General features: G+C 62.7%; 23 protein-coding genes. 16 read left to right on the forward strand and 7 right to left on the reverse strand.

Features of this window, described 5'->3' with window-relative positions:
* The first annotated feature begins 211 nt into the window (after nt 1-211).
* A complete protein-coding gene (locus tag HY17_RS04740; RefSeq protein ID WP_034763366.1) occupies nt 212-2,188 on the forward strand; it encodes an alkyl/aryl-sulfatase in 1,977 nt (658 codons plus the stop codon).
* A 122-nt stretch (nt 2,189-2,310) separates the two neighbouring features.
* Entirely contained in the window at nt 2,311-3,006 is a 696-nt protein-coding gene (locus HY17_RS04745) for a TerC family protein (RefSeq protein WP_034763368.1), read from the forward strand.
* A 17-nt stretch (nt 3,007-3,023) separates the two neighbouring features.
* Here the strand turns inward: HY17_RS04745 and HY17_RS04750 are convergent, their stop codons facing one another.
* The gene (locus HY17_RS04750; protein ID WP_051599704.1) at nt 3,024-3,881 is read right to left on the reverse strand and encodes an alpha/beta hydrolase; all 858 of its coding nucleotides are present in this window, start codon (nt 3,879-3,881) and stop codon (nt 3,024-3,026) included.
* A gap of 165 nt (nt 3,882-4,046) precedes the next feature.
* Here HY17_RS04750 and HY17_RS04755 point away from each other — a divergent pair, with 165 nt between their 5' ends.
* Complete coding sequence (locus HY17_RS04755) at nt 4,047-5,792, forward strand: cation:proton antiporter (RefSeq protein ID WP_034763371.1); 1,746 nt, start codon at nt 4,047-4,049, stop codon at nt 5,790-5,792.
* Here HY17_RS04755 and HY17_RS04760 read toward each other — a convergent pair.
* Nucleotides 5,789-6,355, reverse strand: a complete 567-nt coding sequence (locus tag HY17_RS04760) for a carboxymuconolactone decarboxylase family protein (protein ID WP_051599705.1) — start codon at nt 6,353-6,355, stop codon at nt 5,789-5,791. The two genes, HY17_RS04755 and HY17_RS04760, sit on opposite strands and share 4 nt — an antisense overlap.
* Before the next feature lie 153 nt (nt 6,356-6,508).
* On the opposite strand from HY17_RS04760, the gene HY17_RS04765 reads away from it, so the two are divergent.
* Nucleotides 6,509-8,224: a SulP family inorganic anion transporter gene (locus HY17_RS04765; protein ID WP_034763374.1), complete on the forward strand. Its 1,716-nt coding sequence runs from the start codon at nt 6,509-6,511 to the stop codon at nt 8,222-8,224.
* 8 nt (nt 8,225-8,232) lie between these two features.
* On the opposite strand, the gene HY17_RS04770 is transcribed toward HY17_RS04765, so the two are convergent.
* Complete coding sequence (locus HY17_RS04770; protein ID WP_034763376.1) at nt 8,233-8,778, reverse strand: 2'-5' RNA ligase family protein; 546 nt, start codon at nt 8,776-8,778, stop codon at nt 8,233-8,235.
* 229 nt (nt 8,779-9,007) lie between these two features.
* Between HY17_RS04770 and HY17_RS04775 the strand changes: the two genes are divergently transcribed.
* The 4 genes from HY17_RS04775 (at nt 9,008) to HY17_RS04790 (ending at nt 11,894) form a co-directional block, all read left to right on the forward strand.
* Nucleotides 9,008-10,045 (forward strand): ribonucleotide-diphosphate reductase subunit beta, encoded by a 1,038-nt coding sequence (locus tag HY17_RS04775; RefSeq protein ID WP_034763378.1) that lies wholly within the window; start codon nt 9,008-9,010, stop codon nt 10,043-10,045.
* Nucleotides 10,046-10,075: 30 nt separating this feature from the next.
* Nucleotides 10,076-10,750: a hypothetical protein gene (locus HY17_RS04780; RefSeq protein WP_034763381.1), complete on the forward strand. Its 675-nt coding sequence runs from the start codon at nt 10,076-10,078 to the stop codon at nt 10,748-10,750.
* Between the two features lie 121 nt (nt 10,751-10,871).
* Nucleotides 10,872-11,528: an EF-hand domain-containing protein gene (locus HY17_RS04785; RefSeq protein WP_034763384.1), complete on the forward strand. Its 657-nt coding sequence runs from the start codon at nt 10,872-10,874 to the stop codon at nt 11,526-11,528.
* Between the two features lie 12 nt (nt 11,529-11,540).
* Nucleotides 11,541-11,894 (forward strand): YXWGXW repeat-containing protein, encoded by a 354-nt coding sequence (locus HY17_RS04790; protein ID WP_034763387.1) that lies wholly within the window; start codon nt 11,541-11,543, stop codon nt 11,892-11,894.
* A 150-nt stretch (nt 11,895-12,044) separates the two neighbouring features.
* Here HY17_RS04790 and HY17_RS04795 read toward each other — a convergent pair whose 3' ends face one another.
* The gene (locus HY17_RS04795; RefSeq protein WP_081812978.1) at nt 12,045-12,398 is read right to left on the reverse strand and encodes a UrcA family protein; all 354 of its coding nucleotides are present in this window, start codon (nt 12,396-12,398) and stop codon (nt 12,045-12,047) included.
* A gap of 347 nt (nt 12,399-12,745) precedes the next feature.
* Complete coding sequence (locus HY17_RS04800; RefSeq protein WP_034763392.1) at nt 12,746-13,213, reverse strand: DUF1203 domain-containing protein; 468 nt, start codon at nt 13,211-13,213, stop codon at nt 12,746-12,748.
* Between the two features lie 125 nt (nt 13,214-13,338).
* Here HY17_RS04800 and HY17_RS04805 point away from each other — a divergent pair, with 125 nt between their 5' ends.
* The gene (locus HY17_RS04805) at nt 13,339-13,953 is read left to right on the forward strand and encodes a hypothetical protein (RefSeq protein ID WP_034763394.1); all 615 of its coding nucleotides are present in this window, start codon (nt 13,339-13,341) and stop codon (nt 13,951-13,953) included.
* Between the two features lie 63 nt (nt 13,954-14,016).
* Nucleotides 14,017-15,468 carry an AMP nucleosidase gene (locus HY17_RS04810; RefSeq protein ID WP_034763397.1) on the forward strand — a complete coding sequence of 484 codons (1,452 nt, stop codon included), beginning with the start codon at nt 14,017-14,019 and terminating at the stop codon, nt 15,466-15,468.
* 19 nt (nt 15,469-15,487) lie between these two features.
* Here HY17_RS04810 and HY17_RS04815 read toward each other — a convergent pair whose 3' ends face one another.
* Complete coding sequence (locus HY17_RS04815; protein WP_034763399.1) at nt 15,488-16,372, reverse strand: hypothetical protein; 885 nt, start codon at nt 16,370-16,372, stop codon at nt 15,488-15,490.
* Between the two features lie 137 nt (nt 16,373-16,509).
* On the reverse strand, nt 16,510-17,067 hold the full coding sequence (locus tag HY17_RS04820) for a YSC84-related protein (RefSeq protein ID WP_034763401.1): 558 nt from the start codon (nt 17,065-17,067) through the stop codon (nt 16,510-16,512).
* A 133-nt stretch (nt 17,068-17,200) separates the two neighbouring features.
* Between HY17_RS04820 and HY17_RS04825 the strand changes: the two genes are divergently transcribed.
* The 6 genes from HY17_RS04825 to HY17_RS04850 are packed head-to-tail and all read left to right on the forward strand — an operon-like array spanning nt 17,201 to nt 23,082.
* The gene (locus tag HY17_RS04825; protein ID WP_034763403.1) at nt 17,201-17,980 is read left to right on the forward strand and encodes a tyrosine-protein phosphatase; all 780 of its coding nucleotides are present in this window, start codon (nt 17,201-17,203) and stop codon (nt 17,978-17,980) included.
* 55 nt (nt 17,981-18,035) lie between these two features.
* Nucleotides 18,036-19,739, forward strand: a complete 1,704-nt coding sequence (locus HY17_RS04830; RefSeq protein ID WP_034763405.1) for a DNA polymerase III subunit gamma/tau — start codon at nt 18,036-18,038, stop codon at nt 19,737-19,739.
* 11 nt (nt 19,740-19,750) lie between these two features.
* Entirely contained in the window at nt 19,751-20,074 is a 324-nt protein-coding gene (locus HY17_RS04835; RefSeq protein WP_034763408.1) for a YbaB/EbfC family nucleoid-associated protein, read from the forward strand.
* Between the two features lie 56 nt (nt 20,075-20,130).
* Nucleotides 20,131-21,471: a DNA recombination protein RmuC gene (rmuC, locus tag HY17_RS04840; RefSeq protein ID WP_034763410.1), complete on the forward strand. Its 1,341-nt coding sequence runs from the start codon at nt 20,131-20,133 to the stop codon at nt 21,469-21,471.
* A 45-nt stretch (nt 21,472-21,516) separates the two neighbouring features.
* Nucleotides 21,517-22,047, forward strand: a complete 531-nt coding sequence (gene def / locus HY17_RS04845; RefSeq protein ID WP_034763413.1) for a peptide deformylase — start codon at nt 21,517-21,519, stop codon at nt 22,045-22,047.
* Between the two features lie 45 nt (nt 22,048-22,092).
* Nucleotides 22,093-23,082, forward strand: a complete 990-nt coding sequence (locus HY17_RS04850; RefSeq protein ID WP_034763422.1) for an NADPH:quinone oxidoreductase family protein — start codon at nt 22,093-22,095, stop codon at nt 23,080-23,082.
* Nucleotides 23,083-23,132 lie beyond the last annotated feature (50 nt).

The raw sequence follows: 23,132 nt of genomic DNA on the forward strand, positions 1-23,132 counted from the left end.
TGTTGGCGCGTGGATCCGGACCGGCGCGATTTATACATACCGACAGTATGTTGGAGTGTCATTTGGCGTCCTTAATGTCAATAAAAGCTGGGCTTTCACCCGCGCATCATATACATACCGCACTCGTGATTGCCGGTCCGGTGCGCAGGCTTTTCTTGTCTGTCCGACAGGCCCGGCGCAGACTGCAGGGAAAAATTCCGGGAGGAACCAAATGAGATATGCCGCCGTCGCGCTCGCCGCGTTGATCAGTCTTGCTGCCTGCTCCGAACAGGCTGCCACCGCGCCGAAGGCCGACGTTGCGCCGCCTGCAGGTGTCGCCACCGAAGCCACCAAAGCGGCCAATGCCGCGCTGGCCGAACGCCTGCCGCTGGACCAGCCGGGCGACTTCGAAGATACCGGCCACGGCCTGCTCGCCCAGATCCAGAAAGATATCGTCGACGAGACCGGCAAGGTCGTCTGGGCCGTCCATGCGCAGGATTTCATCAATGGCGCAGCGCCCGACACGGTGAACCCCTCTCTCTGGCGTCAGCAGCAATTGCTGGCCAAGCATGGCCTGTTCGAAGTCAAGGATGGCCTCTACCAGGTGCGTGGTTATGACTTGGCAGTTATGTCTATCATCCGCGGCGACACCGGCTGGATCATCGTCGATCCGCTGACGAGCAAGGAGACAGCCGCAGCGGCCCTCAAACTGGTCAACGACACGCTGGGGGAGCGCCCGGTCAGTGGCGTTATCTACACCCATTCGCATGCAGACCATTTTGCGGGCGCCCGGGGTGTGATCACGGAATCCGATATCGCCAACGGCGTTCCGGTGCTCGCCCCCGTCGGGTTCACCGAAAATGCGATCGCGGAAAACCTGCTGGCTGGCAACTACATGTCGCGCCGGGCGATCCTGATGTTTGGCGGTACGCTCCCGAACGACGCGACCGGACAGGTCGGCACCGGTCTCGGTCCGGCCTTGTCGACGGGCACGGCAGGCTTCATTCCCCCGACGGAAGAAATCTCGGGCCGGGGTACGCAGCGTGTGATCGATGGCGTGAAATTCGAGTTCATCGACGCAGCCGGCACAGAAGCCCCCGCCGAATTCATGTTCTATCTGCCAGACTTCCGCGCCCTCTGTACGGCTGAGGTCGCAACGGCAACTTTCCACAACGGGCTGACCCTGCGCGGCGCAAAGGTTCGGGACTTCCTCGAATGGAGCCGCGTGCTGGACTATGCGCTGGTGAACTATGCGGGAAAATCAGACGTATCTTTTGCATCCCACCACTGGCCGACCTTTGGCACGGAGAACGTGCAGGATTATCTGCGCGGCCAGCGCGATGTGTATCGCTACACGCATGACCAGACGGTTCGGCGGGCGAACCAGGGCCAGACCCAGTTCGAAATCGCGGAAGACATTCCGGAGCCGGATGTTCAGGAAACCCATTTCGACACGCGCGGCTATTACGGCACGCTGAACCACAACGCCAAGGCGGTCTACCAGTATTATTTCGGCTGGTGGGATGGTGTGCCTGCCACATACAATGCCTGGCCGATGGAAGAACGTTCCAAACGCATGGTCGCACTGGCCGGAGGCGAAGATGCGGCCCTGGTGGCGGGAGAAAAGGCTTTCAAGGAAGGCGACTATCGCTGGGCGGCTGAAGTGTTCAATGCCGTTGTGTTTTCAAATCCCCAGAATCAGGCGGCTCGTGACTGGCTGGCGTCCAGCTATGAGCAGATGGGCTTCCAGGCAGAGTCCGGCGCCTGGCGTGACTATTACCTGACCGGCGCGGCCGAGTTGCGCCGCGGTTTGCCAGTGGATCAGGCGATCCGCCTCGGCAATCTCGACTTCCTGAAGGGCGTGCCGACGGTGGAACTGTTCAACGCGCTGGCCGTGCGTTACGCTCCAGAGAAGCTGACACGGGATCCGTTCACGCTGAACTTCGTCTTCCCGGATACCGAAGAGACGTTGATGCTGGACGTGGGCACCCGCACGGCCTTCCCGCGGCCGGGGTCTGCCTCCGGCTCGCCCGCTGCGACGCTCACCATATCCCGCGCTGCGTTCAATGATCTGATCCTCCAGACACGGAGCTTCCAGGACATTGCGAAGGCCGGGGAGGCGAAAGTGGAGGGCGATCCGTCGGCGCTGCTCGCCTGGTTCAGCGCATTGGAGACTGCGCCGTTCTGGTTCAACGTTGTCGAACCATAGGGCATACCGATGGCCTGCAATGGGACTGAGACCGTCTGATTGCAGGCCGCTGCGGCTTCCCCCATATTGAGAGGGCTGAGCCCCGCCATACTGGCCGGGCTTCTGAAAGGCGCCTCTGGCCGATGGTCCCCGACCTGACTTTCCTGACCCCCGAACTTCTGCAGGCTTTCTTCGCTGTCGTGGCGATCGACCTTGTGCTTGCTGGCGACAATGCCGTGGTGATCGGGCTTGCGGCGGCGGGCCTTGAAAAGCAGCAGCGCGGCAAGGCGATCCTGATCGGGATCATTTTCGCTACGGTCCTGCGCATCGCCTTCGCCCTGGTCGCGGCAGAATTGCTGCTGATCATCGGCCTTCTCTTCGCCGGCGGGGTATTGCTGCTCTGGGTGGCCTGGAAGATGTGGCGGGAGCTGAGGGAAGAGGCCCAACACAATGCCGAAGAAGCCTTGTCAGGCGTTGACCTCAATGCCGACGGCACCGTGGCCTGCCAGCGGCCCGGCAAGACCCTTCGGCAGGCTGTGACGCAGATCATCATCGCCGATGTTTCCATGTCGATCGACAACGTGCTGGGCGTCGCCGGCGCGGCGCGGGAGCATCCGGTCGTGCTGGTCTTCGGCCTCGCATTGTCGATCCTGCTGATGGGGGTTGCGTCCACCTTCATCGCCAAAGTGCTGACCCGCCACCGTTGGATTGCTTTCGCGGGCCTCGCCATCATCCTCTATGTGGCGCTGCACATGATCTGGGAAGGCGGTCACGAACTCTGCGCCGAAGGCCTGCCCATGCTCGGCCTCGATACCCCCGCTGCCTGCCGCGTGCACTAGCGCGGCGCGCTGCGCCTCTAGTTCATTTGGCTGCGGAAGAAGTCCGCGATCATCGGGCCGAACTTGTCGCCGTCCGCGCCAAGCCGTTTGTTGAGACTCTTGTGCGAGCGTTTCTTCGCCAGAACGGCTTCGGCGTCATAGCCATGGTCGCGCAACGTTTCGGCCAGCTCCTTGGCGCGGTCAGGTGAGACCGGGCGGTCGACATAGAAAATCCGGAATGGCGGAATGCGGCGGCCGTCCATCACCTGAAGTGTCGGGGAGGCCTCGCGCCAGACGGTCTCTTTGCCGCCGAAGGCTGGCCGGTAGAATCGCGGCAGCTCGCCATTCTTCTCGCCGGTTTTTACCAGATTGTAGGATGCGCCATCCAGCGGCACCGTACCCTTGATCACGCCGAGGCCCAGACCTTCGGCCCGCAAATATTGCGGATCGATCGAGACCAGCGCCACGGAGTGCGCGCCGGAGGAATGTCCCATCAGGAAGATGGAATCCGGATCGCCGCCATAAGTGTCGGCATTCCTGTAGAGGAAGGCGATGGCGGAGGCGAGGTCTTCCACCGGGGCCGGGAAGGGGTGGTCCGGTGCAAGGCGGTAATTGATCGAAACGTAGATGAACCCTTCGTCGGTGAAGAAATCCGACTGTTTCGGGCCTATGGCGTTCTGCTTGTTGCCATAGGTCCATGCGCCGCCATGCACCATGATGATGATGGGCAGGTCTTCCGCCTCATCCGGGGCATAGATGTCCATGGTGAAATTGCCATCACTGACCGCGGGCATGTGATTGTACACCACATCGCGATATACTTCGGCCGCCGAAGCGAGCCCCGGCGCAGCCATCCAGGCAAAAAGACACAAGAACGCGGCAGATAAGAAACGCATAGCGGATACCTTCCATACAGGAAGCCAGTTTGGAACGCCATCTGTCAGCAATTTCGATGAATCTTGATGCAACGTAATGTCTTCCCTTGGAGAGTCGGGCTGGTCCGATAGAATGAAATTGTGACGGCAGCGGGGCCGCCGACTCGCAATGAAAGGGGATTTTGCATGCACGAAGGAAGCCACGAGATCCTCATCAAGGACGCGCTGGTCTTCCTGATCGCTGCCGGGCTCGTCGTGCCGGCGCTGCGCATGCTGAAACTGCCCGCTGTTGTGGGCTTCATCCTCGCTGGCGTGGCGCTGGGCCCATGGGGCCTCGGTTCGTTTTCGGATACCTGGGCGCCGCTCGGCATGTTTACCATCGCCGAGCCCGAAGCGGCGGCGCCTTTCGCGGAACTGGGCGTGCTGTTTCTCTTGTTCCTGCTGGGGCTGGAGCTGTCGGTGGAGCAGCTCTGGTCGCTGCGGCGCATCGTGTTCGGCGCAGGAATCGTGCAGGCCGCCGCCAGCGCGATCCTGCTGGCCCTGCTGGCGACCGTGTTCGATTTCGACCTGACGGCGGCCATTGTCGTGGGGCTCGCCCTGGCATTGTCGTCCACGGCCGTCGTGATGCAGCTGATGACAGCGAACCATCAGGCCTCGGCGCCGGTCGGGCGCACGGCGCTCGGCGTCCTGTTGTTTCAGGACATTCTGGTCGCGCCGATCCTGATCTTTGTGGGGTTTGCCTCATCCGAAGCCGGCGCAAACCTCGGCACCGTACTGCTGGAGGCAGCGGTGCAGGGCGTGCTCGCCGTCGGCATCCTGCTTGTGATCGGCCGCTTCCTGTTGCGTCGCCTGTTCCAGATGGCGGCCGATGCAGGCGGGCGAGACTTCCTGATGGCAATCACACTGCTGACCGTCGTGGGCGCCGCCGTTCTGACGGCCAGCGCAGGCCTCTCCATCGCGCTCGGCGCCTTCCTCGCCGGCCTGATGCTGGGCGAGACGGAATTCAAGCACCAGACCGAAGTCGACCTCGACCCGTTCAAGGGTCTGTTGCTCGGCCTGTTCTTCATGACCGTCGGACTCGGCCTGGACCTTGGCGTGATCGCGCGGGAGTGGCCGCTCGTCCTGATGGGGCTGATCGCGCTGCTGGTGGTGAAGTACGTCATTGCCTGGGCAGCCGTCCGGATCTTCGGGCGCAGCCCGGAACTGGCAACCGAAACAGCTGGCCTGCTCGCCCCGGCGGGAGAGTTTGCTTTCGTCGTGCTGGCGGCGGGGGCGGCCGGCGGGGTCATCACTGGCGATCAGGCAACGCTCGTCTCGGCCGTGGCGGGCCTATCCATGTTGCTGATCCCGGTCACCTGGCGCGGATCCCAATCCGTTGTCCGGCGCATGCAGCGAAAGGGACACGGCCATGCCACGACGCTTCCAGCCGAAAAGGCAGAGCTGGAAAACCATGTGATCATCGCCGGGTTCGGCCGGGTGGGGCAGGCAGTGGCCCGCATCCTGGATGAAGAGAACACGCGCGTGGTGGCGCTGGACAGCCGGCCCGACACGGTGGCGCGCCTGCGCAAGCAGGGCTGGAGCGTCTATTTCGGGGACGGCGCCCGTAAGGAGATTCTCGACAAGGCAGGCCTTTCCGGCGCGGCCATGGTCGTGGTTACCATCGATGACCCGCAGGCGGCCGAACATATCGTCCGGGCTGTGCGCCGCGGCCGTCCGGAAATCCCGATCCTTGCCCGTGCGCAGGACGCCGACCATTCGCGCAGCCTGTTCCAGGCCGGGGCGACCCACGTCGTACCTGACGCCATCGAGGCCGGCTTGCAGATGTCTGCGCGCGCCCTCGAACAGTTCGGCTATACACCTGAAACCGTCCGCTCCCTCATCGGCGCCGAGCGCGACGCGGAATACCGCAAGGCAACGCTGGAGAAAGCCTAGGTTCGCACGGGTGCCAAGGCTCGGATGTCCGGGGCGACGAAGTCTTCCGGCGGTAGACCGGCCATGTTCGCGACGAAGCTGACCGTATGATACGCCCCGCACAGGGCGAGGATTTCCAGCTGCTGGTCGACACGCCAATCTGCCTCGAATGCCGCGCGCGCGGACGGGGACAGCGCCGCGCTCTGGCAGATTTCGTCGATGGACCGGATGAGGCGGGCTTCTACCGGAGCCCACAAGGTTTCGTCGATGGCGGGCCGAGTGGTGGCGGCAATCTGTTCCGGCGTGAACTTTGCTGCGTTCGCAAAGATCGCCACATGGACACCCCACTCATAGGCGCAGCGCAGATTGGCCGTTACGCGCAGGATCACGATTTCACGCATGCGCAACGGCAGCGGGCTGTCCCGGTCGAGCAGGTTCGGCACGGCCTTCTGCAGGAACCGTTTCGAGTTCGCGAAGGTCCGGAACAGCGACAGGATATACCCGTCTGAACTTGGATAATTTGCCAGAAGGCGGGCGATGTCCTTCGGCCAGGGCTCCGGCAGCGGGGTAAGCTGATTCGTCATGAGGTCCTCCCTTTTGCTACGTATTTCGTAGCGATCTTCATGTGCTACTAAATACGTAGCGTCAAGACATGTGCGATGTCAGAGGACCTCTTTCGTCCACACCTTCTGGTGGTGTAATAGGCATGCATTCGCGGATAGCGGGGTAGGCCAGCCATGACATCATTCACGCACAAGGTGGCGGCGCCCACGCCGGGCTTTGCTGATCTCTACACGCCGAAACTCGTGACGGTGCTGCGCGAGGGATACGGTCTCGACAAGCTTCGGGCCGATGCCATTGCCGGCCTGACCGTCGCTATCGTTGCCTTGCCATTATCCATCGCCATAGCCGTCGCATCAGGAGCAAGCCCGGCACAGGGCCTGATCACGGCGATCGTTGGCGGCTTCCTCGTCTCGCTGCTGGGCGGCAGCCGGTTCCAGATTGGCGGTCCGGCCGGGGCATTTATCGTGCTGGTCAACACGACCGCCGCGACCCACGGCATGGACGGCTTGATCCTGGCGGTGCTTATGTCCGGCATCCTGCTGGCACTCGCGGGCTGGTTGCGTCTTGGCACTTTCGTGAAGTTCGTGCCGTACCCTGTGACGGTGGGCTTCACCGCCGGCATTGCCATCATCATTGGGTCCAGCCAGCTGAAAGACCTGTTCGGCCTCACCCTCGCCGGAGCAGAGCCGGGGCCATTCCTTGAGAAGCTGCCCGTGCTCGCCGCAGCCGCGCCGACCGCGGACTGGCATGCCTTCGCCATTGCGGCAGGGACGATGGCGGTGATCTTCACGCTGAAGCGCTACCGCCCCGGCTGGCCGGGCATCCTGTTGGCGGTCGTGCTGGCGGCGCTGGTGACAGCATTGGCAAAGCTCGACATCGCGACAATCGGCACCCGTTTCGGGGCGATGCCGGCGGGCCTGCCCATGCCGCATGTTCCAGCTCTCTCCATGGCCAAGGTCATGGACGTGTTGCCCGCCGCGATTTCCTTCACGCTGCTCGGCGCCATCGAATCGCTGCTCTCCGCCGTTGTGGCTGACGGGATGACCGGGCGGCGGCACCGCTCCAATTGCGAGCTGGTGGCGCAGGGCGCGGCCAATATCGGCTCGGCTCTGTTCGGCGGCATCTGTGTCACCGGCACGATTGCCCGAACGGCCACGAATGTCAGGGCAGGGGCGCACGGTCCGGTGTCCGGCATGCTGCACTCGGTCTTCCTGCTGGGCATGATGATCCTTGCCGCACCGCTGATCGCCTTCATCCCGATGGCGGCGCTGGCAGGCGTGCTGGCGGTCGTCGCCTGGAACATGTTCGAGAAACATGCCTTCTGGCGCCTGCTGAATGCCTCGAAGGGGGACGCGGCGGTGCTGCTCGCGACTTTCGGGTTGACCGTGTTCCGCGACCTCACCGAAGCGATCATCGTTGGGTTCGCGCTCGGCGCCGCCCTGTTCATCCAGCGCATGTCGCAGGCCGCGACGGTGGAACTCGGCGCGCCGCTGGTCCAGCCGGATGAGGCGGATGACCTTCGCCACCGTGTGCCGTATGACGAGGCGACCAGCACCCGCCGCGATGTCATCGTCTATCGCATTTCGGGCGCGTTCTTCTTCGGTGCGGCAGCCACCATCGGCTCGGTGCTCGACCGGATCGGCGACCAGCACCGCGCCCTGATCGTGGACTTTTCAGCCGTGCCCTTCATCGATTCGACGGCCGCCCACACGATCGAGGGGCTGGTCGAGGCCGCCCATCGCCGCAAGATTGCGGTCTGGCTCACCGGCCTCAGCCCCGCCAACGAAGCCGCTCTCGCAGCCCATGATGTCGCCCCGCCGCATGTGGAAGTGGCGCCGGACATCAAGACCGCGCAGGCCAAGGTGCTCGCGATGCTGGATGGGATATGAGCCCCACGCTATGTCCTGCCGCCAGACAGAGGGATGAGCTGAATCTCCTGAATCGAGCCATGCGTATCCATGGCGACAATCGTGAGGGAGGTGATCCTGCCTGACACGTCGATGCTGGATGCATTCAGTGAATCGCAGATCTGCCTGGCGGTTTCAACGCGGGCAAACCGGCCGACCGTGATGTGTGGGACATAAGGAATGTCGGGGCGCAGCAGGCCCGAAAAGGGGCCGGTGTGCAGATCGCGCCGCAGTTTCAGAATCTCGCTGTTGCCTGTGTCGGGAGCCAGAAAAGCGTAGCCGGTATCATCCTGATGGTCCGTGCCGATGACAGCGCGCCTGCAGGCGAACGGGAAGGGGGCAGTCGCCCGGGCGACCGTCTGGACCTGCTGCAGATAGTCTGCTTCCGGAACAGAATCGTCGCCGAAGACAAGTGTGAAGTGGGGCGCGACCCGGTTCGCGAAATCCCGGTCGTATTCAGCGCGCACCCGGTCCATCCAGGCCCGTGCGCCGGAGCTGGTTTCGGGGATTGCGAGCGTGAAAAGTTGCCGATTCATCTCAACTGCCTGTGTTGAACTTGTTCCTGATACCGCCGCCCAGTCTCTTTCCGCAAAATTTTCCCTGTTCGGCATGCGGGATATCGTGCCATTCTTGCCTTTCCTGTGCGCAAGCCTGTGGACTAATGTCGCGTGCGGCACGCTGCATCTTGCGCCATTAACGCTTCTTAAGCACTATATGTGGTGTTGATTACCCTTATAACCGACTCGCTTGCCAAGGAGGCCCGTCATGGCTGCCACCGATTCTTCGCTTCCCGGACTGCTCACCCCGAGCCGCGCTTACAAGCCGTTCCGCTACCCGTGGGCGTATGATTTCTGGAAGAAGCAGCAACAGGTCCACTGGATGCCGGAAGAGGTGCCGCTTGGCGAGGACTGCAAGGACTGGGCGGTCAAGCTGTCGGATGCCGAGCGTAACCTGCTGACGCAGATCTTCCGCTTCTTCACCCAGTCGGATGTCGAGGTCGGCGCCAACTATATGGAACACTACATGCCGCTGTTTAAGCCGGTGGAAGTGTCCATGATGCTGTCGTCCTTTTCCAACATGGAGACGATCCACATCGCGGCCTACGCCCTGCTGCTCGAAACCATTGGCATGCCGGACAGCGAATTCTCCGCCTTTATGGAATACAAGGAGATGGCCGCCAAGCACGACTATCTCGGCCAGTTCGACACCAAGACGAATGAAGACATTGCCGTCTCCATGGCCGTATTTGGTGCGTTCACGGAAGGCCTGCAGCTGTTTGCGTCCTTCGCGATGCTGATGAACTTCCCGCGCTTCAACAAGATGAAGGGCATGGGCCAGATCGTTTCCTGGTCGGTGCGCGATGAGTCGCTGCACTGCGAAGGCATGATCAAGCTGTTCCACACATTCTGCGCTGAAACAGGTGTGATGAATGACGAACTGCGCGAGCGCATCCGCGAATGCTGCCGCACCGTGGTCAGCCTGGAAGACAAGTTCATCGAGCTCGCCTTCGAAATGGGCCCGGTCGAAGGCATGACGGCCGACGACATCAAGAACTATATCCGCTACATCGCCGACTGGCGCCTTGGCCAGCTGAAGCTGGAGCCACTCTATGGTATCACCAAGCACCCGATCCCGTGGCTGACCGAGATCCTGAACGGCGTCGAGCACGCCAACTTCTTCGAACAGCGCGCCACGGAATATTCCAAGGGCGCCACGAAGGGTGACTGGCACGGTGAAGATGGCGTCTGGACCAAGTTCGACAAGCGCCCAGCCGCCAAGCCGGACAATGTGCCGGCGGAATAAGATCGGACACGGACGGAAGACCCTGCCGGGATGAGCGTGCGTGGCGACATCCTGGGCTGGGTCATCCGCCGGCTTCACGAAATCGACGCAGCAGACCCGGCGGCGCGGCAGGCGCTGTTCGATGACCTCCGCGCCGAAGTCGGGCAGGGCGGCTTTGGCGATTGCCTGGCAGATGAGGCGTTGCCGCATCTGGAAAGCGCCATTGCGCGGCAGGAGGTTTACTGGCTGAGCCAGTCGCCGCCGGCCGATGCGCCCGCATCACCGCCTGCCAAACCTGCGACCGTCCCGCCGCCTCAGGCCCCGCCGAAATGGGGATGGCGGCGATTCCTGCCTGTCCCAGGGCATCCGCCTGGTCCCGCGCCGGGTGAGGCAACCGGGCCGTTTGCAGACCATGTGTACGAAACCGTGCCGCTGTTCGTCGGTGAGCGGGCAGTCGAGTGCCGGCTCTCCTGGACCTATGATCCGGCCTGCACACTGACGGCGCAGTGCGATGATATCGGCTTTCGCTTCGAGACACGGGCCTACAGTTTCCGGCACGCGGTGGAACATCTGGTGGCGGTTCTTCGCCGTGGTGGCCTTACCATGCCGGTTGCAGCGCTTGACCCGGCTGCAGAGTGGACGAGCCCGGCGCGTGATGAGGAATCCGTTCGTGTCACCACAAAACGTGTTTCGTGCCATGCGTTTGCAACTCTCTCGCAAATATAGGCGCCGCATTTCCTATTTCCCGTCAGACAAGTGTCAGCAAGCCGTGCTAAAAAGACCCTGCCTGGGAGGGCTTGGTCCGTAAGCCTGATGCTTGCGGTGCGTTCAGCATGAGGAGACTAAGATGCTGAAACTGAAGATTTTAGGCGCGGCGGCTGTACTGGCTGGTGCAGTTGCGATGTCTGGCCTGGCTGCAGCGCAAGGCGGCGGTCCGGGTGGCGGCGGACAAGGTGGTGGCGGACAAGGCGGAACCGGGCAGGGCGCCGGCATGGGCAACATGTCAGGCGATCTGGACCGTGACCGGCTGCGCGTCATGGATCCGGCTTCCGGCCGCGACAAGCTGCAGGACCGGGATCGCGACCGCGACATGATCCGCGATCCGGATCGTGACCGGCTTTATCTCGGCACGCAGGACCGTATTCGCAAATTCGATCGCGACGGCGATGCCCGTGTCAACCGCGCCGAATTCGAGGACTGGCACACAGACATGTATGGCCAGATGGACGCTGACGGGAATGGCCTGTCTCTGGAAGAATACCACGCGGCACGGTTCGGCCCCGGCCCGTATAGCGACGCCAATCCGGAACGCCAATCGCTGATGCGCCAGCAGGCAAACCTTCGCAAGACCGAGCGTTTCCGTGTGATGGATGGCAATGGCGACGGCGTCGTCAGCCGCGAGGAATACATGCGGTTCGGCGAGCACGCCTGGCTGGAAGCCGACACGAACGATGACGGCCAATTGAGCTGGGGCGAGCTGCAATCCTATAATCGCGGCATGTAAGGAGAGTGAGATATGGCAAGCAAACACATCGCAAGCAGACGCATCCTTCCTGCCGTTACCGCGCTTGCCTTCGCCGGTCTGACAGCCTGCGCAGGCTATGGCCCGCATCGGCACTATGGTCCGCCCCCGTCGGGAGCCGTTTACATCACGACCGCGCCACCTCCGCCGCGGACCGTGATCATCCCGCCACGTCCGACTTCCCTGTCAGTCTGGATCAGTGGCTACTGGAACTGGACCGGGACTGACTTTGTCTGGATCGACGGTCATTGGGACCGGTCACCTCCGCGCGCAGGCGCTGTCTGGGTGCCCGACCAATGGGTGAAGACCAATAAAGGTTGGTACCGCAGACCCGGCCGCTGGAATTAGACCCCCACCAGCTGTCAGGACCAGTCGGAAAAGCTCGGTTTTCCCGGCCGGGCTTTTCTTGTGTCCGGATTCCGGTCCCTGTTGGCGGAATCAGTGAGGGGCGCCCGTGGCCGCGGGCGCCCCTCCAACGCTATTCCGGGAGGAAATGGTCTAGCGTTGTTCGTAAGAGGCGGTTTCGACCGTTGCGAGACGGGCGAAAGTCGGGGCCGTTTTCAGGCCCATTTCTTCACGTTCCTTGAGGATTTTGACGGCGGCCTGGGCCATCACGTCGTCAGCACAGCTGCGGTCGACCATCGGGCCGCGGCCGAACTTGCTGCCGGAAGAGGTGCAGGCGCTGCGGGCCTGGCTGCGAATGTCGGAGAGCACGAGCTCGGCGCCAGACTCGGAGGCCAGCAGGTCGTGATCGTAGGAGATTTCAACGGAGATCGGCGTGACGACTTCAGCCGATGCGGCAAACGGAACCACAGCGACGAGGGCGGCGGCTGCAAGCATTTGTTTTTTCATGAGAATTCAGTCCTTCAGAGTTTGGTGCCGTCTTCCCAACGGCTTTGAAACTCCTCCCTCAAGCTGCCTCACGCGGCGATATCGCCCCAAAACACGCCGACCCGGACACACACTCACCGGGCAGACGTTGGCCAGCCCCGAAGCGGCCGCGTGCTGCACCGCAACAATCGTCTCGCAAGCGCAGCATTTCAAGAGCGTTTTTTCAGCTAACTGCTTCCAGAAGCCTGTAGGAATCCGGTCCGCCCACTGTTCGTGCACGCATGCCCAAACCTTCGCCGCATGACGCTGGGTACAGTGTCTGCTGCCATTACCTGCTGCCGGACGAACCGTCAGAATTCTGTCAAAAATCACCTTCGTTCGACCCTTGCAGCAAAGCAACCCTGCTTTGCAAAATGGAGGTGGATATAATCTGTAGACGGATGCCTGAAGAGGGCTTCGATGCTTGCCGCAACGTCAAATCCGTCTGCAATATCGGCATTAACCATCATGCTGTCCGAATCGAAGGCACGCAGCGAAATGATCCGCTGCCGGATCATATCCGGAACCTCTCCCTGCGGAAGGCTTGCGGTCGCCGCGCCTTCGCGCACAAAGATTGCATGGCTGGCCCGGAAAGGCGTTGCGGCAGCGTGATGCGTGTAGTTCAGCAGGAACACGGTTTCGCCGGGGCGGGCGTCTTCTAGGCTGACGCGGCAGGGATAGCCGGGGTGGCTATCCACCGTCTGGCGTTGGACAATGCGGCTGGCGAGGGCGTCATCGCTGAGCGTGGACAAGGCGGCGAAGTCTTCCGACTGCAATGGCAGGATCTGGAATGGCATGAGCAGGTCTCCCGGATTGATCCACCTGCCTTATCGCGCGTCCTGCCGCCCGGCCCACCCGCTGCTTGCTGTGGGACAGAACGAATCTGAATTCCCGGGGCAGGGGCCAGGCGCAGGGTGGTGCCATGATGATTTCACCCGTCCGTCTCTCTTCCTCTCTCGGGCTTGCCTGGGCTTATACCGGCCAGCAGGCCGCCGCACTTGCCAGCGGGCTGGGCCTCGGCCCGCTCGGCATCCGCGCCTTCCTGCCGCGCGCAGTGTGCCAGAAAGTGGATGCGGATCTGAAGCGCCTGGAAACGCTGGTGCGCCGCATCCTGTTCCTTGTGGCGATGGAGACACCCCTGCTGGAATTTCGGCAGGCACCACCGCGCGATATGTCCGGCAAGCGTCCGCCTGCCGCGCCGCCGGTTCAGCTCGTCTTTCCCTTGCCGGCCTTCCGGCTGACGGAGGCGTCGCCGTCGCCTGTACTGAAGGGGTCGCGGCTTGCGGCGCGCCTTGCTGCCCGCAATCGCCGGGCGGCTGAACCACAGGATCCCGCACATCGCTCCGGTCCGCATGACATGCTGCCCGCCATGGGCCTGATGAACCGGTTCGTAGCGCTGGAGGAGGCGTTGGCCGATCCGGAGGCTCAGGTCGCCCGTTTCCGCCGCAAGCTCGCCCGCATCCGGGCTGACAAGACCCTGCCGCTACCAGTTGCAGACACGCACCAGCCGCCTGTGCCGGGCGCTGGTGCTGGATAGTGTGCTGGCAGGTATGATAATAAGGTGAATTGACAGGCGCATGCCGCTGGGGCAGATGGCGCCATGTCGAAACTCACTACACCTGAAGCCGTCATTGACGCCCTCGAAAAGCTCTATGCTGAGGCTGTCGAGGCGCAAGCCGATGCCCTCAATACATTCCTGCGAGAAGGCACGCCGCCCGACCCGGAGCTGCGCGCATCCGGCGCGTTCTGCTATCCGCAGATCCGCATTGTCTACAATCCGGACGGGCCGGCACCGCGCATTTCGCGCTCCTATGGCCGCATCTCGGAGCCGGGCACTTATATCTCCACCTTTACCCGGCCGGACTTTTTCCGTCCCTATCTGGTGGAGCAGCTAACCCCGCTGCTGAAGTACTACGAGATCGAGGTCTTCGTCGAACGCTCGCAGTCGGAAATGCCTTACGCCTATGTGTGGGAGCAGGGGCAGGCCTCCGGCCTTGAGGAAATCTCCCCGGCCGAACTCGCGCGCCACTTCCCGAGCCCTGACCTTGCCGAGATCGGGGACGAAGTGGCCGACGGTGAACTCTACGAGCCCTTCACCGAACGCCCGCTGGCCCTGTTTGATGCGCTGCGCACGGATTTCTCGCTGAAGCGCCTGCAGCACTACACCGGCACGCCGGTGGAGCATTTTCAACACTATATTCTGTTTACGAACTATCATCGCTATGTCGATGCGTTCTGTGACTGGGGGCTGGAGCAGCTGGGCAATGGCTCGCGCTACACCTCGCTGTCCGTACCCGGCGGTCTGGAGATTACACAGCCGACGGCAAACTCCCGCGCCGAGATCGATGCCTCGCCCTGGCGCCGGTCACAGATGCCGGCCTATCACCTGCGCGCGCCGGGCAATACCGGCATCACTCTGGTCAATATTGGTGTCGGCCCGGCCAATGCGAAGACAATCACGGATCATCTGGCGGTCATCCGTCCGCAATGCTGGGTCATGGTTGGTCATTGCGGGGGGCTGCGCCATTCGCAGGCCATTGGCGACTATGTCCTGGCGCACGCCTATCTGCGGGAAGACCATGTGCTGGACTCCGTCCTGCCGCCGGAGATCCCGATCCCGGCCCTCGCCGAGGTCCAGATTGCGCTGCAGGAATCTGCCGCCCATGTGACTGGCGAGAGCGGCGACGAGCTCAAGAAGCGCCTGCGCACAGGCACTGTGGTGACCACGGACGACCGCAACTGGGAGCTGCGGTTTTCGGCCTCGGCCCCGCGATTCAACAAGTCCCGCGCCATCGCCATCGAGATGGAGAGCGCCACGATCGCCGCCAATGGCTACCGCCTGCGCGTGCCCTATGGCACGCTGCTCTGCGTCTCGGACAAGCCGCTGCATGGTGAGATCAAGCTGCCCGGCGCTGCCAACCGCTTCTATGAGCGGGCCATCGGCGAGCACATCCGCATTGGCATCGAGACGCTGGAACGCCTCGCGGCAGACAAGGGCGCCAAGCTTCACAGCCGCAAACTCCGCAGCTTCGACGAACCGCCATTCCGCTGAGGGGACTGACACGGTTGATCTAGGCCGTGGCTGGGGTTTCCTCCAGCGCGGCGATGATCGCCCGGGCTTCTTCCGACAGAAGGGCGATCATTGCCGGGTCGCCGATACCTCGCAGGTATTTGACAAAATCCCGGCCGCTGCCATGGTTCTGGCCTGTCAGCACGATCTGGTCGGCCAGCCGGACAAGATCCTGCATGTCGTCCTTGTAGAAGATATCGCACAGGAATGTGTAACGGTTGCGGTAGCAGGCGATAATGATCCAGCGCCAGAACAACAGCACATCCTGTTCCGTAAGAACGCCGGTCTCATTCGCCCTGGCGATGCGACGAACCCACGCCAGATAATGATGCAGGGCCGTCAGTCCGACCTCTGCGTCTGGGCCGACCACGCTTGAGGATTGCACGAAGGGGACTGTGCGCTCTCCTTCGCGGTATCGCCAGTCGCGTTCGGTTGTCGGGCGCCATTCGGTATTCCGGTCCAGCACGCTGACCAGCCGGATACGCTTCATGTTGCCGTCTGTGTCAAAATCGACCACCGCTTCGGAAGCCAGAACCTCGAGGATCTGTTCATCCAGTTCGGTGGTCAGTCTCAGGCGCTCCAGGCTCAGCTGTTGCTCCGCCTGTTTCTGCTGGTTCCGCATGACAACGAGATAGGCAAAGGACGCCACCCAGGCGGTGCCGAGGGCCGTGATGCCATAATTCAGAATGGAGAACGACAGCTCCCGGCGGGATTCGATTTCGAATTCTGACGCACTGTCTGCGGGTGGCCAGGTCATGTTGAGGAAGCCGAGAAACAGCTCGTTTGTCAGTCCGCTGAGTACGGCAGCGCCGAGCACCAGAAAGATAAATGTGATGAACGCAAGCAGGCTGAGGGCGACCCACCGTAGCACCCATTCCGGAATCATCTTGTCCCCTTTCTCGAATATAGTGAGAAAGGAGGACAATCAGGGCGAATTCCCGTTCCGGCAAGCCCTGCCGAAAGATAAAGGCGCCCGCCACACAGGTAGGGCTTGCGGGCGTCTTTATACTGGCGTTGAGGCGCCTATTGCAGCTTGTTGATCTTCGTGCCTTCGATGCTGATGCCGGCCATCAGGCCCTTCTGGTCGAAGATGAAGGCGTAGGCATCTTCCTGCAGCGAGGTCGTCGACAGGTTCTGCGCAACACCGGCGTTCACCAGCACCACGGTCGGGCCGACGCCGATTTCCCAGCCATCGGATTCGCGCACATACTGGACAGCGTCGTCATTCATCAGGAACACGGCATAGCCATACTGCTGGGCGCCGGCCTGCAGGCCCCAGGAGCCTGTGAAGGTCGAGTAGTAGCCGGTGACCGCGCCGCCCTGGCGCATTTCACCTTCGCCATAGGCGCCGCCGATGCCGAGACCGGCTTTCACGATGGACGGGAATACCAGCACGGCCCGGGCCTTTTGGCCGATGGCCTTGGCGGCCGGGTTCTTGGCATAAAGCTGGTTCAGCGCCTGGCGGCTGTCAGCATCGATTTCAGCGCGGTCAATCTCGTCGGGCAGGGAAGAGCAGGCGGTGACGGATACGGTCCCGACTGCAAGGCAGGCAGCAGCAATCATTGAACGAATACGGGCCATAAAGAACTCCTGGCATTATTGTTATTGGGGTCAGAACGCCCGGCGAAGGCATCCGGTTCCCCGCCCCCACCATGAGGGACTTGTCATAAGGTCAGGGTAGACGAGCACGAGAGGCCGCGCTAGCTGCCTGACTATGAAAGATCGTATCCTGCCGCTTGAAGGCGTTCGCAATTTCCGGGATTTCGGGGGCTATGCCTCGCGTCATGGGGGCCGTGTAAAGCCCGGGCGGCTGTTCCGCTCCGGTCATTACGCCGAGGCCACGCATGGCGATCTGCAGCAGATACGGCAGAAACGGATCGCCGTGCAGGCAGATTTGCGCCGCCCCGACGAGCGTGAGCGCCAGCCGGGCAAATGGTCCGCCCCGATGACCATCACCCATGATGGCGGCCGCGAGCATGAAGCGCCGCACCACCAGTTCCTGACAAAAGTCGAGGCCGACGCCGAAAAGGCCGAAGCCTGGATGACCGACTATTACCGCGTTGCCCCGTTCAAGGCGCACCACCGGGAGCTGTTCGCCACCTGGTTCGGCCATCTGGCGGAACTGAAAGACGATGAAGCAGGCCTCGTGAACTGCGCTGCGGGCAAGGACCGCACCGGCATTCTCTGCGCGCTGACCCATCATGTGCTGGGCGTCTCGCAGGAGGACATCCACGCCGACTACATCCTCACCAATGTGGCCGTGGATGTGGACGGGCGTCTCGGCGAGATCGCGACCATGTTCAACGCGCATATCGGCAAGAATTACGAGCCGGAAGTCTTCCGCCCCTTCATCGGCGTGCGGCTACCCTATCTCGAAACCGCCATGGCAACGATCATCGGCGAAGTCGGCTCCGTCGATGCCTACCTCACCGAAACCCTCGGTGTGACACCCGCCCAGCAGGACACCATCCGCGAGAAGCTGCTGGAGGGATAAGGCGAGTCATCCGCCCCATTGGCCCGGACCCCGGCAGGGGCTAAGGTCCCGACCAATGAGCGAGATCGATTCCGATACCGAGCGCGATGACGCGACCTTCTCCATGTTCGGGGAAGACGAGGCCCCGGCAAAGCCCGGCGCCTATGAAGTGCTCGCCCGGAAATACCGGCCCCGCACCTTCGAGGACCTGATCGGCCAGGAGGCGATGGTCCGCACGCTCCGCAACGCGTTCGAGACCGGCCGGATCGCCCATGCCTTCATGCTGACCGGCGTGCGCGGCATCGGCAAGACGACCACCGCCCGCCTGCTGGCGCGCGCGCTGAACTACACCTCCGCCGACCATGACGGCCCCTCGGTGAACCTGAAACCGCTGGGCGAGCATTGCGAGGCGATCATGGCCTCGCGCCATCCGGACGTGCTGGAGCTGGACGCCGCCAGCCGCACCGGTGTCGCCGACATGCGAGACCTGCTGGACGGCGCCCGCTACGCACCGGTCTCTGCCAAGTACAAAGTCTACATCATTGACGAAGTGCACATGCTGTCGAACGCCAGCTTCAACGCGCTGCTGAAGACGCTGGAAGAGCCGCCGCCGCATGTGAAGTTCATTTTCGCGACCACCGAGATCCGCAAGGTGCCGGTCACGGTCCTCTCCCGCTGCCAGCGGTTTGACCTGAAGCGGCTGGAGCCGGCGGCGCTGGCGATGCATCTGGGGCGTATCGCAAAGAACGAGGGCGCAACCGTTTCCGAAGAGGGCCTCGCCCTGATCGCGCGGGCCGCCGAAGGCTCGGTCCGGGACGGGCTCTCTATTCTCGATCAGGCCATTGTGCAGACGATGGATGGGGAGGCTGTTACCGGCGCAGCCGTCCGGGATATGCTGGGGCTCGGCGACCGGGGCCGCCTGATGGATGCCTTCGAGAAAGCCATCGCAGGCGAGGCGAAGGCCGCGCTGGAAGAAGTGCAGGATCAGGTGCGCGGCGGGGCAGACCCGGCGGTCGTCCTGAAAGACCTGCTCGAAATCGCTGCCGACATTTCCATCGCGCAGGCGACGGGAGACGACTACCAGCCTGGCGGCCCGGCCGACTGGGTGGAACGCACCCGTGCCATGGCCCAGCGCCTGACGCCGGCCGAAGCGTCCCGCACCTGGCAGATCCTGCTCTCCGGTTATAATGTGCTGCAGGTCGCGCCAGACCCGGCCACTGCGCTCAACATGGTGATCCTGCGCCTTGTCGCATCCGCCGGTCTTCCGTCCCCGGAAGAAGCGGCCCGCATGATCGCGGAGGGCAAAGCTTCGCCGGGAAAGCCTGAATCACAGGCTGAGGCCCCGCCCGATGCCGGCGGGCTGGACAACTTTGACAGCATCCTCGCGCATCTGACCGCCCTTAGGGAGATCAATCTCCAGGTCGAGATGGAGCGCTATATCAAACCCGGCCCGATCCGGTATGGCCACTTCACCTGCGAGCTGGAAGCCGCCGCACCGCCCGACGTGCTGGCCCGGCTGAAGAGCTTCCTTGAACGCCAGACGGGCGATGACTGGGTTGTGGAGCAGATCCGCGGCGGAGCGGAAACCGTGCGCGCCGCTGAGATCCGCACCAAGGAAGAACGCTTCGCGGCGGCGGCAGCACATCCGATCATTGCGGCGGCCTTGAACAGCCTGCCGGGCGCCACCATTGTGGATGTTGTCGACGAGGACCGGGCAAGCCTTGACATCCCCGCCGATGCCGAAAACGTCATAGACCTGAACTCACGCCGCCAAGCCTGAAGGACCCGACAATGAAAGACCTCGCCAAGATCATGCAGCAGGCCCAGCAGATGCAGGGCAAGATGCAGGAAGTGCAGGCCAAGATCGAGTCGACCGAAGCTGATGGCGTGGCCGGGGCAGGCCTTGTGAAAGTGCGCCTGCGCGGCAAGGGGGAGCTCGTCTCCCTCAGCATTGATCCGAGCCTGATGGGCGACGAGCCGGAAATCCTTGAAGACCTGATCAAGGCCGCCCATGCCGACGCCCGCCGCCGCCTCGACGAGGCGATGGAAGCGGCCATGAAGGAAGCCACTGCCGGCTTCGGCGGCATGATGCCGGGCTTCAAACTGCCGTTTTAGTCGACAGCTACATTCGTTCCGTATATGTTCCTCTGGAATCATGCCAGAGAGGCTGAATGGAACCGATCGTCACCATTGCCGGGCAGAATTTTGATCTTGCCCACCTGATCCTCTTCTTCCTCGCCCTCGGGGCAGGCGTAATCGCGTGGATGCAGCTCAGCACGGCGCAGCAGAAGGCCGAGCGGCTGACTCTGGACCTGGAGCGCGCCACCGATGAGCGCGAAGCGGCGTTGCAGCGCGCTCAGACACTGGAATCGGTCGCCCGCGAAGCCGAGATCGCGCTGGCCGAGGCCAGGGCCCGCAGCGCCGAGGACGAGAAGAATTTTGCCGACATGGCGCAGGGCGTGCTGCGGCAGGCCAATGCCCAGTTCCTGCAGCTCGCGAACGAGACGTTCGAGAAGCACAAGGAAGGCGCGCAGGGCCAGCTGAAGGAGCTGATCAAGCCCATCGGCGAGAATTTCGACGCCTTCAAGAAACGCGTGGACGAGATCGAGAAAGTCCGCACCGAGGACAAGTCGGCCATCCAGGAACAGGTGAAGGCGATCCATGAGAGCCTGAAGCTGAACACGACCGAAACAGGCAAGCTGGTCAGCGCGCTGACGGCCCCGAAAGGTGGCGGGCGCTGGGGGGAGATGACGCTCCGCAATGTGATGGAGCAGGCGGGCCTTTCGGCGCATTGCGACTTTTCTGAGCAGGTGCACGACGATACCGAAGCGGGCCGTCAACGCCCGGACGCAGTGATCCACCTGCCGGGCGAACGGCAGATCGTGGTCGATTCCAAGGTCTCGCTGGCCTCGTACATGGCGGCGGTAAATGCCGAGGACCCGGCCGAACGCGCCGCGCACCTGAAGGCTCATGCGGCCAGCGTCCAGCGCCACGTGAATACGCTCGCTTCCAAGGACTATCAGTCAAATCTCGGCAACCGGTTCGACTACATCGCCATGTTCATTCCGGGGGAGAATTTCTTCGCTGCTGCGTTGGAACATTCTCCTGACCTGATCGAGAAGGCGATGAGCCGGTCCGTGATCGTGACCACGCCGACGACGCTGATCGCGCTCGCGCGCACGGTGGCCCATCTCTGGCGCCAGCACCAGATGAACGAGAACGCCATGGAGGCCGCGCATCTCGGTGCAGACCTCTACACCCGCATGGGCGTGATGCTGGGTCATATCGAAAAGCTCGGCAAATCGCTGAACGGCTCGGTCGACCATTTCAATTCCATGATGGGCTCTTTCGACAAGCGCGTGCTGCCGACATTGCGCAAGTTCGAGGACATGAAGATCGCCCCGCCGAACAAGACCCCGGCAGAACCGAAGCCCATCGAATCCCGCGCAAACACGCCGGAAAGCGGCCAATTGGACTTCGGAGACCCGAAACGTCTGCCAGCAGCGGAATGATGGCAGGCCGTTGACCGGGCGAGGGCGCGCGCCTATCTGAAAATCATGGCTATTCGCGAAATCCTCACTGTTCCTGATCCGCGCCTCAAAGAGGTGTCAAAGCCCGTTGAGGGCGGCGTCACCGACGAGATCCGCGCGCTCATGGATGACATGCTGGAAACCATGTACGACGCGCCGGGCATTGGCCTTGCCGCGATCCAGATCGGCGTGCCGCTGCGCGTTATCGTGATGGACCTCGCCAAGGAAGGCGAGGAGCCTCAGCCGCGCTATTTCGTGAACCCGGAAATCGTCGAGACCGTGGAAGAAACCCAGCCCTATGAAGAGGGCTGCCTCTCTGTGCCGGACATTTTCGACGAGGTCGAACGTCCCTCCAAATGCCTCATCCGCTATCTCGATTATGATGGCTTCAAGATCGAGGAATGGGCCGAGGATCTCTACGCGGTCTGCATCCAGCACGAGATGGACCATCTCGAAGGCACGCTGTTCATCGACTATCTGTCGCGCCTCAAGCGCCAGCGCGCGATCGACAAGGTGAAGAAGGCAACCAAGCGTAAAATCCGCGAAGACGCCGCCTGATCGCCCGGATCAGCGCAGGACGCCCAGCCTTGTGAGGATCCCACCGTGAAAGCCGTTGTCGCCGAGACGCTCGAGTCGCTCGAAAGCTACCAGTTCAAGGACGTCGAAACACCTGCGCCGAAAAAAGGCCAGGTACTGATCCGCGTGGCTGCGTGCGGCGTCGGCTATGTCGATGCGCTGGTTGCGTTGGGGCGCTACCAGGTCAAACCACCGCTGCCGCACACACCGGGCCGAGAGGTCTCTGGCATCGTCGAAGCGGTCGGAGACAGCGTCTCCGGGATCTCCGTGGGCGACCGGGTCATGACAATGACGGCGAACGGCTTTGCCGAATATGCGCTCGCGCCGGCAGCCATGGTCATCAAGCTTCCGCAGACGATCGGTTTCGTCGAAGCGGCCAGTCTGCCCCTCAATTACCTGACAGCCCAGCATGGCCTGAAGGATCGCGCCGCTTTGGCAGCAGGTGAGACGGTGCTCGTCTTCGGCGCGGCAGGCGGTGTCGGGTCTGCAGCGACCCAGGTCGCCAAGGCGCTCGGCGCCCGCGTCATTGCCGCGGCCTCTACGGAAGAGAAGCGTGCCTTCGCGCTGGCGCATGGCGCCGACGATGTCATCGACACAGAGCCCGAAGGCTGGCGCGACCGGCTGAAGGCGCTGACTGGCGGCAAGGGACCGGACGTGGTCTTTGATCCTGTCTGCGGCCCGCTCTTTGAACCTGCCTTCCGGTCACTGCGTTGGCGCGGACGGCACATGGTGGTGGGCTTTGTCGGCGGTCCGATCCCGGCGCTGCCGTCAAACCTCACGCTGATGAAGGGCGCGGCCCTGATGGGCGTCGATGTCCGCCAGCATCTCGAATATGAGCTGCCTCAGGCGATTGCTGCCCTGCAGGAAATTGCGGGCTGGGCAGCTGACGGAAAGATCCGTCCACCTGTCGGCAAGGTCTACCCGTTCAGCCAGTTCGGCGAGGCCATGGTCTTCGCCCTTTCCGGCAAGGGCGCTGGCAAGGTCGTGCTCGAAGTCGCGCCAAATGGCGGCGCCTGAGACCGGCGGCAGCCTGCCGCTTTGCAAGCCCTTGATTAACCGATAAGTCC

The organism is Hyphomonas sp. CY54-11-8, from assembly GCF_000682735.1.
GTDB lineage: Bacteria > Pseudomonadota > Alphaproteobacteria > Caulobacterales > Hyphomonadaceae > Hyphomonas.